General features: G+C 26.7%; 10 protein-coding genes. 7 read left to right on the top strand and 3 right to left on the bottom strand.

Features of this window, described 5'->3' with window-relative positions; all coding sequences use genetic code 11:
• Positions 1 to 138 precede the first annotated feature (138 nt).
• The gene (locus Q1X91_RS01265) at positions 139 to 1131 is read right to left on the bottom strand and encodes a glycosyltransferase family 9 protein (protein WP_300752571.1); all 993 of its coding nucleotides are present in this window, start codon (positions 1129 to 1131) and stop codon (positions 139 to 141) included.
• A 13-nt stretch (positions 1132 to 1144) separates the two neighbouring features.
• Positions 1145 to 2266 carry an AI-2E family transporter gene (locus tag Q1X91_RS01260; RefSeq protein ID WP_300752569.1) on the bottom strand — a complete coding sequence of 374 codons (1122 nt, stop codon included), beginning with the start codon at positions 2264 to 2266 and terminating at the stop codon, positions 1145 to 1147.
• Between the two features lie 106 nt (positions 2267 to 2372).
• Between Q1X91_RS01260 and Q1X91_RS01255 the strand changes: the two genes are divergently transcribed.
• From Q1X91_RS01255 to Q1X91_RS01235, 5 genes are all read left to right on the top strand, one after another.
• Positions 2373 to 5750 (top strand): UvrD-helicase domain-containing protein, encoded by a 3378-nt coding sequence (locus Q1X91_RS01255; protein WP_300752567.1) that lies wholly within the window; start codon positions 2373 to 2375, stop codon positions 5748 to 5750.
• 223 nt (positions 5751 to 5973) lie between these two features.
• The gene (locus tag Q1X91_RS01250; protein ID WP_300752565.1) at positions 5974 to 6690 is read left to right on the top strand and encodes a tetratricopeptide repeat protein; all 717 of its coding nucleotides are present in this window, start codon (positions 5974 to 5976) and stop codon (positions 6688 to 6690) included.
• Positions 6687 to 7952 carry a DNA-processing protein DprA gene (gene dprA / locus Q1X91_RS01245; protein WP_300752564.1) on the top strand — a complete coding sequence of 422 codons (1266 nt, stop codon included), beginning with the start codon at positions 6687 to 6689 and terminating at the stop codon, positions 7950 to 7952. Before Q1X91_RS01250 ends, dprA begins: the two co-directional genes overlap by 4 nt.
• Positions 7953 to 7991: 39 nt before the next feature.
• A complete protein-coding gene (topA, locus tag Q1X91_RS01240) occupies positions 7992 to 10145 on the top strand; it encodes a type I DNA topoisomerase (protein ID WP_300752563.1) in 2154 nt (717 codons plus the stop codon).
• Positions 10091 to 11035, top strand: a complete 945-nt coding sequence (locus tag Q1X91_RS01235; protein WP_366945479.1) for an N-acetylmuramoyl-L-alanine amidase — start codon at positions 10091 to 10093, stop codon at positions 11033 to 11035. The genes topA and Q1X91_RS01235 overlap by 55 nt, the downstream gene beginning before the upstream one ends.
• Before the next feature lie 4 nt (positions 11036 to 11039).
• Here Q1X91_RS01235 and Q1X91_RS01230 read toward each other — a convergent pair whose 3' ends face one another.
• Positions 11040 to 12122 (bottom strand): glycosyltransferase family 61 protein, encoded by a 1083-nt coding sequence (locus Q1X91_RS01230; RefSeq protein WP_300752559.1) that lies wholly within the window; start codon positions 12120 to 12122, stop codon positions 11040 to 11042.
• A 390-nt stretch (positions 12123 to 12512) separates the two neighbouring features.
• Between Q1X91_RS01230 and Q1X91_RS01225 the strand changes: the two genes are divergently transcribed.
• On the top strand, positions 12513 to 13898 hold the full coding sequence (locus tag Q1X91_RS01225) for an MATE family efflux transporter (protein WP_300752557.1): 1386 nt from the start codon (positions 12513 to 12515) through the stop codon (positions 13896 to 13898).
• Positions 13899 to 14105: 207 nt separating this feature from the next.
• The gene (locus Q1X91_RS01220; protein ID WP_300752555.1) at positions 14106 to 16040 is read left to right on the top strand and encodes a methyl-accepting chemotaxis protein; all 1935 of its coding nucleotides are present in this window, start codon (positions 14106 to 14108) and stop codon (positions 16038 to 16040) included.
• Positions 16041 to 16046 lie beyond the last annotated feature (6 nt).

The raw sequence follows: 16046 nt of genomic DNA, 5'->3' as shown, positions 1-16046 counted from the left end.
TATGAAAAGATTTCAAAAATTTTATTTCTTCGTCTGTTAAATTAAAATCCATATTTTGATTATACTATAAATTAAAAAATTGACAAACTTAAAAATTTTAAGTATATACCTAAACAATTATAATTTGTCAAAAAATATTTACTCTATATCCTTGTATATATTAATCAAAATAGGTAGAATTTCTTCAGGTTCTAATTTTTTCAAGCAGTCTATAGTTTTACATCCTTTTTTTATATATTCACAGTGAAAACTTTTTATACTACTGCAGTATTTTTCTCTTGCCTCTATATTAAATGCTTTACTTCCTCTAGCTCCGTAAATGGCTGGAAGAGTATCTCCGAATATACCTATAGAATATATATTGCAGGCATTAGCTATATGAAGCGGAGCACTGTCTCCTCCTATTAAAGCATAAGAATGTTTTATTACAGATATAAGCTCTCTTATATTCAATTTGCCTGTAAAGTCATCTTTAATTATATTTCCTAATTTGCTTTTCATATTATCAGCAAAACTTATATCATCTTTAGAGCCTATTAATATTATAGGAACTTTTTTTTCTTTATAGAACAATTCTATAAGTTTAGAAAAATTTTCATAACCATATCTTTTGCTTATCCTAGTAGCTCCTCCATGTACAAGCAAAGCATTTTTATAATCTTTCATTTTATTAATACCGAAATTATCTTCTTCTTCATTTAAAAATATTTCTGTATTAATGCCGTCATCATCTATATTAAGAGGCTTTAGTATAGAGAGCATAGTATCAACAATATGTCTTTTATGTTTTTTCCAAGATGTTTTTTTAGTGAGAAGAAATCCCCTGCATTCACTATTTACTCCAACTCTTACAGGTATTTTAGCTTTATATAGTAATGAAGCTCCGTAAAATGCTGTTGTAGCTGTAAAACCTATATCATATTTTTGTTTTTTTATATATTCTAATACATTATCATCTCTTACTATTATATTATTTATATAAGGATTTTCTTTTAATATATCAATTCCTTTTACACCGTTTACAACATCAATTATACAGTCTTTATAATGCTTTTTTACAGCTCTTATAAGCGGAGTAATAAATATAGTATCTCCTATATAATTCATTCCTATAATTAATATTTTTATCATTTTTTATTAACTCTTACAATATTTTTTTTCTTCTTCTTAGTATTTTTTCTTTTTTTGCTTCTAATGCTCTTTCTTCATTGTATATTTTCATAATTTCAAAGAACAGTATAAAAGTTAAAGGTCCTAATATAATTCCAGACAGTCCGAAGAATAAAACGCCTCCAAGTATAGCAAAGAAAATAAATAATGGGTGAAGTTCTATTCTGTTTCCAAGAAGAAGAGGACGCACAAAGTTATCGGGTATTGTTATAAAAAACCAAGAACAAATAACGAATATCACAGCTTTTATCAATTGTCCGTTAATAACAAATAGCACACCCAAAGGAAGCCATATTATAGTAGTTCCTATTATAGGCATAAAAGATGCTATTATAGTAAGAAATGCAAATGTAAATGAATTGGCAACTCCAAATACACTATATACTATAAAGGCACAAATTCCCTGAAATAATCCAGTAAATAAATTCCCGAATACAATACCTTTAATACCTTCAGATACCTGCTTTATGAGTCTGTCAAGATATTTTCCATCTATAGGTACTAATGTTCTTACCTGTTCTACTAAATATTCTCCGTCTATAAAGAAAAAGAATAATGAGAACATCATAAATATAAATGAACTTACAAATCCGCCTGTGCTTTTTAATAAACTTGCAACATTCTGTGTTAAATATGAACTTATAAATGTTAAATTAGAAAGTGATGAGTCTTGTATTCTTTTTAATATAGTTTCCATAGACACATCTATAGGAAGAGTTTTTAAGAAATTGTTTATATTGGAGTTTCTTAAAACTTCATTAACATCAAGATTCATAAAATATTTTATTCCTATATTTGATATATCTATAAGCTGAACTATTATAGTGTATGCCAATATACTAGTAGGAACTAAAAATATAATTAAAGATGTAAGAGAAAAAAGCAATGCTAGAGTATTTCTTTTAATAGTGGATAATTTATCTTTTTTCTTGTAGTTTTTTCCCATAGCTTTTATAAATAATGGATTTAATACTACATAAAAAACTACAGCAAAAAATATAATCATGCCGAATGGTTTTAGAAGTTTATACATTATAAATATAGATAAAAATATAAAAGCTATAAAAAATATATACCCAATATTATTTTTATTCATAAAATCTCCGTAATCTAATTAATTAGAATGTTTATCATAATATATATACCATATTTTTCAAGCATTTTAAATTTGAATTATTATGTATTCATGTTATTATATATGCATGGAATTTGCATTAAATAAACAGCAAGAGGATATAATAAACTGTTTTTTTGACAATGGAATATGTTTTGTTAATGCCTCAGCAGGTACTGGTAAAACAAGCACTATAACAGAATTATATATAAAATTGTTGGAAAATAGAGAAAAAGTATCTTCTATAGTAGTTATTACATTCACTAAAGCAGCAGCCAATGAGATGCTTCTTAGAATAAGACTTAAAGTAAGAAATAAGATATCGTCAGTAAAAAACATAAAAGAAAAAGACTACTGGCAGAAAGTGTATAAAGATATACTTACAAATGCCAAAATATCTACTATAGATTCATTTGCTAATTCTATAGCTATGGAAAATGCATTATCTCTTGCTATGCCTCCTAATGCTTCAATTTTAGAAGATAATTCTGATATAAAAGAAACATTAAAAGACGAAATACTTAATGTACTTAATGAGGTAAGCTACAGCGAAACAATACGCACAATATACAGAATATATACCGAAGAATCTAAAGATGATTTTGCAGATAAAATATTGAGTTTTCTTTTAAAAATAAAGCCGAGACTAAAAACTATAGATGAATTTGAAAAAAGAGCATTGTCTGTTTTAAATATAGAAGAAGATTATAAAAAACTTCATAATGAAATATCTTTTTTAAGCAGTTCTTTAATCAATGATGACGGAAGCGAAAATAATACTATAAAGCAATTTAAAGTATTAATATCAAATACAATAGATTCTATAAATAAATTATCAAATTTTGAAGATATAAAAAATATTAAAGAAAATGAGCTTGATGCTTTAATAAATTCTTTTAGCGGAGTAATTAATCAAAAAAATTCATGCGGAAGTAAGAATGCAGCATTTAGAGACGGTGTTAAATCTTTAAAAGAAATATACCCAAAACTTTTTTATTATATAGATATAGAGAAAAATAGAGAAAAATATATAACTGTTATAAGATTTATAAAAGATACATACATACATTTTGAGGAAGTAAAAAAAGATATCGGAGTATATTCATATGAAGATATCATGTATAAAGCTATAGAGGCATTAGAAGATAAGAATATATCAGAGAGAATAAGAGATAATATTTCTACTTTGATACTAGATGAAGCACAGGATACAAGCTATCTTCAGTTTTCTTTTATAAATTTGATAGTATTTGGAAAAAAAGATATCACTCCTAATGATAAAAATCAAAAAAAATTAATGATAGTAGGAGATAAAAAGCAGTCTATATATAGGTTTAGAAATGCTAATTTTAGAGCATTCATTGAGGCTAAAAATAATTTTAATAACTATGTGAAATATTTAAAAAATAATTATAGAAGCAATTCTATGTTAATAGAGTTTTTTAATGATTTTTTTGAGAGTGTAGTATTTAAGGGTGATGATATAGATTACATAGAAGAAGATAATCTTCAATATAATAAAGAATCCAAAGATAAATCAGTGTCTCTTCTTATACTAAACAGAAATATAGAAAGCGAAAATATAGATTTAAATATAGAAAAAAGAACAGAATTAGAATCCTATTCAATAGCAAAATACATAAAAAAATATTATGATAATAACTATAAAAATGTAGTAATACTTTTACAGACATTTAAAAGATTAAATGTATACTTAAAAGCATTATCTGATTTTCAAATACCTTATTATATTGACGGCGGAAACGGTTTTTATGAAAGAGAAGAGATAATATTAATAAAAACATTTTTGGAATATTTGATACTTAGAGATCATGCCAAATTGCCTTCACTTCTTAGAAGCGAATTATTTGATATAGATATAAACAATTTATCAGACTTTTTATTCAGTTTATTTATAAAAGGGCTTGATATTAATGATTATTTTCCAAAAAATATAAATAATGAAGATAATTATAAAAAGATATTAGAAATAGCTTCTTCAAAAAGTTATTATAATCAGTTAAAAGAGGCAAAAGAGCTTTTAAACTCAATAGAGAGTAAAGTGTCTATGATGAATGCATCTGATATAATAGAGACTATATGTATTGATACAAACTTTTATAATTATTTAATGACTATGGAAGATGCTGAGCTTTCATATGCCAATATAGAAAAATTAAAAAAGATAGCTGATGAGTTTGAAAATCAGACGGGTAATAATGTTTATGATTTTGTATTAAATTTGCAAAATGCAGGAGGAAATGAAGCTTATTCTTCAATACCTAAACTGTCAGTGGATGCTGTAAAGATTATGACTATACATAAATCCAAAGGTTTGGAATTTGAAAATGTATTTTTAGCTGGAATGGGGCATTATATGTCTCCTAAATATCAGGATTTTGACTTTATAGAGGATTATCCTTTTATAAGACTTCCTGTATATGAAAAAAATAAATACTATACATTAGATTTTTCATTCTTTGATAAAAGCTATAATTCTGAAAGCGAAGAGTCAGAAAAAAGAAGACTTCTTTATGTAGCTTTAACACGTGCTTCTAATAATTTAATACTTTCAGGAGAGCACTCAAGAGGAAAAAGCTACATGTCTTATATCAATAATTATATTTCTTATGATGCCAAAAAATATCATACTGATATAAAAAGCGAAGAAAATGATGATTTTGTAATAGAAAATAGTTTGGAGAATAAATTTATTAATTCATATTTATACGGAATTGCTTTTGAGCCTAAAAATACAGCTAATAATACAGAAGCAAATATAGAAGATATGGTACAAAAAATGGAAAGTATCAAAGAAAATAAAAATGAATTAAAAGTTAAAACTATAGCAAATATCATGCCTTCTTTAAGAAATAAGTATGATAATCATCATAGTGATTTTAATATATCAAGTCTGCTTGATAGGAAAATATTAGAGCTTGAGAATTATATAAATAATAATGATGAAGAAGATTATGATGATGAAAATGTATCATTTATATCATTTAAAGATTTGGGTATTATAATACATAAAACACTTGAACATTTTGATTATAATAAATATATTAAAGAAAAAGATTTATATTTAGAAAAAGTAAAAGCATTTGTGTTAAAAAGCAATATTCAGTATAATCAAAAGCATTTATCTGATAGTTTAGACACAGCATTTAAAAGATTATTTGAAAATGAACATATTAATAATATTTTAAAAGGCGATGAAGATATAGTATCAAGAGAGCATACATTTCAGAACTATGACGGAGAATATAGAACTACTGGAAAAATTGATATTATAACAAAAAATAAAAATGGAGAGTATTTTATTTTAGATTATAAAGTATCCAAGTTCAGCGAAGAGAGTATAAACTTTTATAAGCCTCAATTAGAGAGCTATAAATATATGTTTCAAAAGGCTTTCAATATAGATGAAAGTAAAATAAATACTGGTATTATATTCTTAAAATAGATATTTTATTTTATATAAAAAAAGCATAATTTCTATATATTTGCGGTATTTTAAATTTAATAAAAGTTTAAATAACACTAAATATTAGGTAAATAATATACAAATACAGTATTTTTATATATTATCTTTACATATTTTTATCAATTATATTCTATTATATTAATAATTTTCTTTACTTTTTTCTATTATAATGTATATATTATAATTATAAGGAAAAGAATTAATGAAAAAAACTGTAAAATATTTTTTATTATTAATAATTTGTTTTGTATTAATGATATCATGCGATACTCAGGTTTTTAAAAACAGATTTAAATTAAATAAAGCATATTCTCTGTATGAAAAAGGAAAGAATGCTGATGATGATAAAGCATTGCTTGATATAACTTCTACATATAATGATATTATTAATCAAAAAATATATGCTCAGGACAGACTTGCAGCAGTATATAGAACATTAGCAGAGAGAAGTTTGGTAAAGGAGCAGTACGGATATTCTGCAAAATATTTTTCTGAAGCATTAAAAATACTTCCAAACAGCCCTTATTTAAGATACGGACTTGGAATATCTTATGCCAATTTAGCAGAAAGTGCTGATACTTATGAAAAAAAGAGTAATTTTATACAAAGAGCAGAAAATAATATTAGATTTGCTATAGATAAAGACCCTAACAATGCAAATTATTATGCAGCTTTAGCATCATTAAAGGGAATGCATCAGGATAATTATGAAGAAGCATTTGATAATATAAAAAAAGCTGTTGAAATGAATCCTAATAATGCAGATTATTTGATGCTTCTTGCAAGAATACAGTACAGCAGGGGAAATTATAATGAAGCGGTGGCGGCGTACAGAAAAATACTCAATCTCCCTGTTGAAAATAATGTTAAAGAAACTGTGTTAAAAAATATTGAGCAAATTATAGGACAGAGAAATTGAGCAAAAATTATGATGTTAAAACTTATTTGATTGCCTTGAATCAAATTGATAAAGTAGGAGATAAAAGAATATCTGAACTTATAAATCATTATGAATCTGTAGAAAATATTTTTGATGATAAAGAAGAAAATATAAAGGAATTATTAGAAAAAAAATTTAAATCTCAAATAGGTAATTTTGATAAAAATGAGATATTAGATAAAGCAAATACAATAGTAGAAAAATCAAATAACTACGGTATAGGAATATTAAGTTTATTTGATGAAGATTATCCATTTAATTTAAAACAAATAGATAATCCGCCTTATATACTTTATTATAAGGGAGATTTAAAAAAGCTAAGAAGAAATGCTATAGCAATAGTAGGTACTAGAGAGCCTACGAATGAAAGCCGTAAATATTCTTTTGAGCTTGCTAGTAAATTATCATCTTTAAATATCACTGTAGTATCTGGAATGGCTAAAGGTGTAGACAGAGAGGCACATCTTGGGGCTATATCATCACTTGTGAATACTGCTGCTGTTTTGGGTAATGGAATAGATACGGTTTATCCTTCTGAAAACTTAAAGATATATAATAAATTAATAGAAAAGGGTGTAATAGTAAGCGAATTTGAAATAGGGAGAAAGCCAGATAGAATGAATTTTCCTAGAAGAAACAGAATAATATCAGGTCTTTCATATGCTGTTGTTATGGTAGAAGCAGCAAGCAAGTCTGGGGCTTTGATTACTGTTGATTATGCTCTTAATCAGGGAAGAGATGTTTATATAGCTCCTTATGATGAGAAAAATAATGCTTATTTTGGTAATCATAAACTATATAAAGACGGTGCTAAAATAGCTTATGGTGTACAGGATATACTAGAAGATTTTGATTCTATATTTTCAAATGATGATGATTATGTGAAAATGAAATTAAAATACTTTGAAGGCGGAGATATAAGCATTAAATCCAAAGATGAAAATAAAGATAAAAAAGAAAATAAAAAACATAAAGAGCATAAAGAACAAACTTTAGAAATTAATAAAAAACATGATAAGAAAGTTAAAGAAAAAAATAATGAACTTATCAGCAGTTTGAATGATGATGAAACTTCGCTTTACAATATAATAAAAAAATCAGATAAAATACATATAGATGATATAGTAGAAGAGAGCAATATAAAAGTGCATACAGCAGCATCTATTTTAATGCAGCTTGAGATTAAGGGTGTTATAAAGCAGTTATCTGGAAAATTTTATACTATAGAAAATAGAAATTAATTATATATAACTTTTTAGGATATTAAAGGAGATTTAACTATGTCTGATACAACAACAGAAGAAAAAGTAAAAAAAACAGCAAGCAGAAAATCTAAGGATAAAAAAGAATCTAAAAAGAAAAAACTTGTTATCGTAGAGTCTCCTGCAAAAGCTAAAACTATTAACAGATACTTAGGCTCTGATTATCTTGTAATGTCATCAATGGGGCATTTAATAGACTTGCCTAGAAGCAGACTGGCTATAGATGTTGATCATGGCTTTGAACCAGAATACATTACAATAAGAGGAAGAGCCAAAATATTAAATGATTTAAAAAAAGAAGCTAAAAAGGCAGAAGAAGTTTTACTAGCAGCCGACGATGATAGAGAAGGAGAGAGCATTGCTTGGCATATAGGAAATAAAATCAGAGGTGTTAATTCTGCTGTACCTATAAAAAGAATAGTTTTTCATGAGATAACTAAAGATGCATTAAAAGAGGCTATTGATCAGCCTAGAGATATAGATATTTCAAAGGTAAATGCCCAAAAGGCAAGAAGAGTATTAGACAGACTTATTGGTTATAATCTTAGCCCTTTGCTTTGGGAGAAGATAAAAAGAGGACTTTCAGCAGGACGTGTACAGAATGTTGCTTTACTTATCATATGCAACAGAGAAGATGAAATTGAAACTTTTGTACCAGTAGAATATTGGACATTCGGAGTATTTTTAAAGCATAAAAATAAAGAGTTTTTAGCAGACCTTCAGAAATATAAAGGTGAAAAACCAGATTTAAAAACAAAACAAGATGTTGAAGATATAATGGAACACCTTAAAGATAAAACATATACTGTTTCAAGCATAGAGGTAAAAGACAGACTAAGAAATCCAACAGCTCCGTATACAACAAGTAAACTTCAGCAGGCAGCAAGCAGTGCATTAGGATACAGTGCTTCAAAAACTATGCAGGTAGCTCAGTCGCTTTATGAAGGGGTGGATATAGCAGGAGAGGCAACAGGTTTGATAACTTATATGCGTACTGATAGTGTAAGAATATCTCCGGTAGCACAAGAACAGGCTAGAGAGTTTATTGGAAAAGAATATGGAAATAATTATTTGCCAGCAGAACCTCCTACATATTCTGTGAAAAAGAATGCTCAGGATGCACACGAAGCTATAAGACCTACTAATGTATTTTTAACTCCAGACAGCATTAAAGAATATTTAAAAACAGATCAATATAGACTCTACAAACTTATATGGGAGAGATTCGTATCTTCTCAAATGCTTCCAGCCAAAATGAAAAATACAAGGGCAATTATAACAGCAGGAGACTGCGAGTTTTCATTATCCTCATCAAAAATAGAGTTTGACGGATTTATGAAAGTTCTTACAATAGATAAAGAAGATAAAGAAAAAGCTTCAAAAATGCCTAATTTGTCAAAAGATGATGTTTGCGATTTTGTAGAAAATAATCCGCAGCAGCATTTTACAACTCCTCCTCCTAGATATACCGATGCTTCTCTTGTTAAAATATTGGAGGAATCTGGTATAGGAAGACCTTCTACTTATGCTCCTACAATAAAAACTATAATATCAAGGCACTATGTACAGAGAAAAGGCAAGCAGTTAGTACCTACAGAATTAGGTAAATTGGTTAATGAGCTTATAAGCGAAAACTTCCCAGAACTTGTTAATATCAACTTTACAGCAGATATGGAAAGTAAACTTGATAAAATAGAAGACGATAATATAGAATGGAATAATATATTAAAAGAATTCTATCCTCATTTTTTGGATACATTGAAAACAGCTACTGAAAATATTAACAATATGAAAGACTTTTTCAATGAAGAAACAGACTTTGTATGTGAGAAATGCGGTAAGAAGATGATTAAGCGTTTGGGAAGATATGGGTATTTTATTGCTTGTTCTGGATTTCCTGAATGCAAAAATACTAAAGGTATATCATTCGGTGTTTGTCCTAAATGCGGAGGCGATATAACTTTAAAACGTTCAAAAAGAGGAAGAGAATTCTACGGCTGTTCCAATTATCCTAAATGCGATTTTGTAAGCTGGGATAAACCTCTTCAAGAACCTTGTCCTAAATGCGGAGGACTTATGGTTGAGAAGAATATTAAAAACAAAGGATTGTTTAAGGTTTGTATCAAGGAAGATTGCGGTTATTCAGAGGAGATAAAAGAAGACGAAGAATAACATTAATTTTTATTTTGGTATTAATTCTATTTAATACATGCTTTTTATACAGTCAGAATAATGATAAAATAAAATTAAACAATTTAAATATAAAGCCTGAAGATTTAAAAAATGCTTTTAATCCTGCTGTAAATAAGTTTAATGAAAAAACTATATCTACTATCATAATAGATCCAGGACATGGAGGAAAAGATCCTGGTGCTATTGGTGTAAATAAATTGTTTGAAAAAGATGTAGTTTTGTCTTTTTCGCTTGAATTAAAAGAAGAGTTAGAAGAGCTGCTGCCTGATGTAAAAATAGTTTTAACGCGTACTAATGACATATATCCTACACTTGAAGAGCGTTTTAAGATAGCAAATGAGGCTGCCAAAATAAATACTGATAAATCTAAAAATGCATTATTTGTAAGTGTGCATGCCAATGCATCATTTAGTACCAGTGCCAGAGGTTTTGAGGCTTATTTTGTAAGTGCTCAGGAATCAAGCGAATATGCTAGGGCAGTATCTATGTTTGAAAATAATGCTTTGGTTAAGTTTGATAATATTGACACTTCAAGATACGAAAATGCTTCCTCGCAGATAACGCATAATTATATGCTTATAGAACAGTATCAAAAAGAAAGCCGATTATTAGCTGAATCAATTACAGATGAAGTGCTTAAAGTATCTGGAGTAGCAAGAAGAACTAAACCAGTACAGAATGCTTTATTTTATGTTTTAAAAGGTGCTATCATGCCTTCTACTTTAATAGAGTTAGGTTTTATTACCAATCCAGAAGATGCCAAACTTATGAATACTAAAGAGACAAGACTAAAAATGGTAAAAGCAACTGCTAATGGTATAAAAAAATATATAGAACTCTTTGAAAAAACTAAAGGTTTTACAAAATAAAATATTAAGACTTCTCAAACTCTTCAAGAACTTTTTTGAACCTTTCTAAATCTATAGAAAAATTATATTTGTCCCTATCCTTTATATTGTAAAAATAATGTATATTTTTAGGATTATCTTCTATATATTCAAAATACTTCATACCCTTTATAGAACATATGTATTTATGACAATCCTCATAACGAACATCTGCTACTATACCAAACAGCGAAGTTTTCTCATCACAGCATATTATGTTGGTTAATCCGCTTCCCAAAACAGATATTATTTTTTTAGCTTTATTAAATAAACAAAATTGTTCTGCTATAGAATAGTCTTCAGGATATATAACCTTATATCCTAAAGGTATAAGTATATCAAGTAATTCTTTCTCATTTATAATGTTTCTAGTTTTTACTTTTTTACGGCTTATATATATTTTATCATAAAAATCAATATTGCATTTATTTAACAATCCTTCAGTAAACTCTAAAAACTTATCACATTCCCATTTAAAAGGTTTTGAAACTTCCAAACATGGAAAAGAACTAAAAAATAAATTTTCACATTCTATCCTTTTTTCATCTGGAACATTAATAACATTTTTAATCCCAAATAATTCCAGACTTTCTTTATAAAATTTAGCTTTACAGCCTTCACTTATTATAAAGGTATCTATTTTATCAAATAATCCGGAATCTTTTAATATAAACAATCTTGACAATATATCATGAATCCAATGACCATAATAATTTTGCCATTGAGATTTCAATAGAAAAACATTTCCTTTAATTTTTAATCTTCTTCTAAATTTAGAAAACAAAAATCTTCCTGTTAATTCATTTTTATAATCTAAGACATTAGGAGGTAAATTATCTTTTATAAACTTACCTTCTTTTGTAAATATAAATCCCCAATCTGAATAAACTACAGCATTCTTTATATAACATATATAATCAATTTTATTAGATGAGCTATATTGTATAGGTATATAGCTGCTATGTTCTGAATCTTTAGCTTCAATTTCTGATTTTTTTAAATTATCATATATATTTTTTGATAATTTATTTCTTATACTAGAATGCAATAATTTATTAAATATAGGCATTATCTCTCCTAAAAATTTTATTAACACTATTTAAATTGATAAAACTACTAAAAAAATATTTTATATAATTTTCCAGATTAATAAAATATTTTACAATTAGGTATTGTATGATATGACAATTAATAATATAAGAAATTAATTTATTTAGATGCGATGCGATGCGATGCGATGCGATTAACATACAAAAATCCTATATATTAATTGTTTTTTAAGAATTAATTAATATATACATTATATTTTAGAATTTGTCAATAAAATACATTATTTTAATATTTTATTTATTTTACTTTTCTATAAAAAATTATTAAAACATATTGACAAATATATAATTAGTTATATATTATTTCACGTTTTTATTTATCAGAATAATGTTTTTTTAGAGATTATATTATGAATTCTATTAATAAAAAGAAAACACTTTTTGGAAATTTTGACTTTTATAAGTTATGCATATCTATTGCAGTACCAGTAATGCTTCAGCAGCTTACAATGGGTATGGTGTCATTAATAGATAATTTCATGGTGGCAGAACTTGGCGATATAAAAATGGCTGCTGTAAATGTATCTAATCAATTAAACTTTATATATCTTGTTATACTTAATACCTGTTATGGAGCAGGCGGTATATATATGGCTCAAAATAATGGGGCAGATAATAAAGAAGGTATGCAGCAGGCTTTTAGATTTAAAGTGATACTTCCGCTTTTTATTTCTATTATTTATATGGTACTAATGCTTATTAATCCGGAAATATTTATGCGTTTGATGACCAAGGGAAACACTTCTCAGGAAGCTATACTTGTATCAAGCACAAAATATATGAGTATAATAGCTTTTACATTTATACCAATATCTATATCTGGTGCTATAGGTTCTTCATATAGAGAAATAGGAAAACCTCATATACCGCTTATAATATCTGTAATAGCTACATTATGCAATACTCTTGGAAACTATATATTAATATACGGTAATTTTGGAGCTCCAAGGCTGGAAGAGAGAGGTGCTGCTATTGCTACACTTATAGCAAGAATAATAGAGATGATACTATTTATAGCTTATATAAAATTACATAAAGAAAAATTTTATGTGAGAACTAGAGAAATTTTAAAAGTAAAATTAAATGTATTTTATTCTATGCTCAAAAAATCTAGTTTGATATTTTTAAGTGAGATAAGCTGGGGGTTAAGCGAGATGTTTATGACAGCACTTTATAATAGTAGGGGAGGGGCTGAAACTGTAGCAGGCATGGCTTCTGGTTTTACAATAGCTAATATATTTTATCTTGTGTTTCAAGGAATATTTGTTTCTACTATGGTTATAGTAGGCGGTACACTTGGAAGAGGAGAGCTTGAAGAGGCTAAAGATAAGGCAAGATGGATTATGAATGGAGCTATTATAGCCGGTTTGATTGTAGGACTTGTGCAGATGTCATCAGCTTTACTTATACCTGTAATATTTTCAAAACTTACAGCGGATGCTCAAGTTATTACTAGAAATTTAGTAATATTAATAGCATGTTATATGCCGGTATGGACTTATCTTAATTCTCAGTTTGCGGTTTCTAGGTCCGGAGGGGATACTGTATTTGGTTTTGCTGTGGATGTACCAGTATCTTTGTTTATGTTCGCCCCTTTGGCTTTGATACTAGCTAAATTTACTTCTGTAGGTCCTGTTGCTATGTTTGGCATAGCAAAATTAACCGACTTTGCTAAAATTACAATAGGGGTAATAATGCTTAAGAAAGAAAGATGGGTTAGAAAACTTACCGAATAACAAATTTTTACTTATATTCAAAAATAATGATAAAAATATACAGTATATAGCGTTAAAAATTGATGCATACAAAGTAAATACTTAATAAACTAATTCCGATTATATAAACGATATTTTATTTTTTAGTTAATTTTATTTTTTTCATACTTTTAATATCTTAAAATTAACTTATAATATATTGTAAATTGACTTAATTGTAGAGGATTTATGAATTACAATTTTTCTCTTATAACATTAGAATTAGGAATCCCAGTTATAGCAACTATTATATCTATTGTAGGTATAATATTATATGCTTATATATATTTTCAACTCTATGAAGAAACTCAGGCTATTATATTGTCTTTAGGTTTTTTATGTTTTATATTTTCTGCTTTGGAGGCATTAAATATAATAATATCATTATATAGTCCTAATCACCCATTATCATTAAATTTTTATAAATTTGAGCAATTGGCATTATCTCTTACCATTATTCCTTGGCTTTCATATATAAGGACCCAGCTTGAATTAAGCGATAAATTCCATTTTGTATTGGATAAACTTTATGTGGCAATTGTGTTTATATTTATATTGTTGGCAGCTATAGCCTTGTTATATCCTCAGGCTTTTATATCTTCTAGTGATCCTATAACTACTTTAAATGAAACTATGAGACGCAGTATAAAAAGCAGAGGAGAATTAGGTCCTGTGTATGTTTTCAGGGATTTTATATTTACAATATATTGTTTTGTTATTATATGTTCTTTTATATATGAAATAACAGTAAATAAAAAAGTTAGGAAAAATATACATTTACTTGTATTGATATCACTAATATCTTTAGCATTTTTTGATGATTTTAACGGAGTTTCAGTATATAGGGAATATTCAAGTAATTTCTTATTTTTCCCAAGTTTAACTTTTTCAAGAATTACATTAGTATATGCTATATTTAATATTATAATGATATATTTCTCTGTAAGCAGATTTATTTCAGCAATACATAAAAAAACTACTCAGTCTTATGATTTAGAAAGCATAAAAGCTCAGGATTCTATTATTATTAATACAGCAATAAACACTTCTGAAAAATTGTCAGAACTAAAGGATAATTTTTCAGATTCTGTAAATAATTTGGTAAATAGGGTAGAAAATACATATTCAACAATAAATAATTTAAAAAATGATATTAATAAAGTAATAGAGTATACTAATGAATTTATAACTATAGAAAATTTCCAAATTAATGACGGAAAAATAAATGTGGATAAAATTAATGAATTAGTAGAAACTTATCCTAATTTGCAGGTATCTGTAGAATTACAGAAAAAGGCACTTGAAGAATCAAATTTAAAACTGCAGGAATCTGTAGAAAAAATATATAAACTTCAGTCAGAAAGCAGAGATATAGTAAGTTCATTTGAAGATTTCCAAAAAAAGTTGGAGGAAGAAAAAAATAATTTTATTAGAGAGTTCAGCAAATCAGAATCTTTTAATCAATTAAGTTTCCAAATTAATAGAATTATTTCTTTTATGATGAATATGTCTGATAAAACTAAAACTCTTGCCATAAACTCAAGTATACAGGCTTCAAAGGCAGGAGAATGGTATAATAACTTTTCGGTAGTATCTAAAGAGGTAACTGAATTGGTATCTGAGACTTCTGATGCCACAAATAATATGCAAAAACTATTGTTTCAAATAGAGGATATATTTAAAAAGTTTAATTATTCAAGCAACAATATTACAAATAATGTATCTTTGCTTATAGAAGAAATGAAAAACCATTATGACAGACTTAATAAGTTTAATAAAAATATGGAAAAACAAAATGATTACAATATGAATATAATCAAAAATACTGATAAGATGTATAGTTCTATATCAAATATGACTAATATTATAGTTAATGAAGAGAATGATTTTCTTAATATAAAAGGCAAAATAGAAGAGATTAATGATTATATAATGGATATATCTGAAAAAGCATATATAGAAAATAATGAAGTAAAAAATCTTATGAGGGATATGAATAAATTACTTGCTACTTCTAATGATTTAGAATCTGTTACGAGCAAACTTAATGAGGAAATGAAAAGATTCTTAGAATATACTAATGATTTAGAAGATAAAGTTGATGAATATTCTAAAGTAATGTAAAAGGAA

It is taken from the genome of uncultured Brachyspira sp. (genome assembly GCF_949287625.1).
In the GTDB taxonomy this organism is placed as follows: Bacteria; Spirochaetota; Brachyspiria; order Brachyspirales; family Brachyspiraceae; genus Brachyspira.
The sequence above is the reverse complement of the archived record's forward strand: the minus strand, read 5'-3'. Positions and strand labels throughout refer to the sequence as shown.

Bases quoted from the DNA above. Each gene is read 5' to 3' on its own strand.
- Q1X91_RS01265 (WP_300752571.1), bottom strand. From the start codon at position 1,131: ATGATAAAAATATTAATTATAGGAATGAATTATATAGGAGATACTATA.
- Q1X91_RS01260 (WP_300752569.1), bottom strand. From the start codon at position 2,266: ATGAATAAAAATAATATTGGGTATATATTTTTTATAGCTTTTATATTT.
- Q1X91_RS01255 (WP_300752567.1), top strand. From the start codon at position 2,373: ATGGAATTTGCATTAAATAAACAGCAAGAGGATATAATAAACTGTTTT.
- Q1X91_RS01250 (WP_300752565.1), top strand. From the start codon at position 5,974: ATGAAAAAAACTGTAAAATATTTTTTATTATTAATAATTTGTTTTGTA.
- topA (WP_300752563.1), top strand. From the start codon at position 7,992: ATGTCTGATACAACAACAGAAGAAAAAGTAAAAAAAACAGCAAGCAGA.
- Q1X91_RS01230 (WP_300752559.1), bottom strand. From the start codon at position 12,122: ATGCCTATATTTAATAAATTATTGCATTCTAGTATAAGAAATAAATTA.
- Q1X91_RS01225 (WP_300752557.1), top strand. From the start codon at position 12,513: ATGAATTCTATTAATAAAAAGAAAACACTTTTTGGAAATTTTGACTTT.
- Q1X91_RS01220 (WP_300752555.1), top strand. From the start codon at position 14,106: ATGAATTACAATTTTTCTCTTATAACATTAGAATTAGGAATCCCAGTT.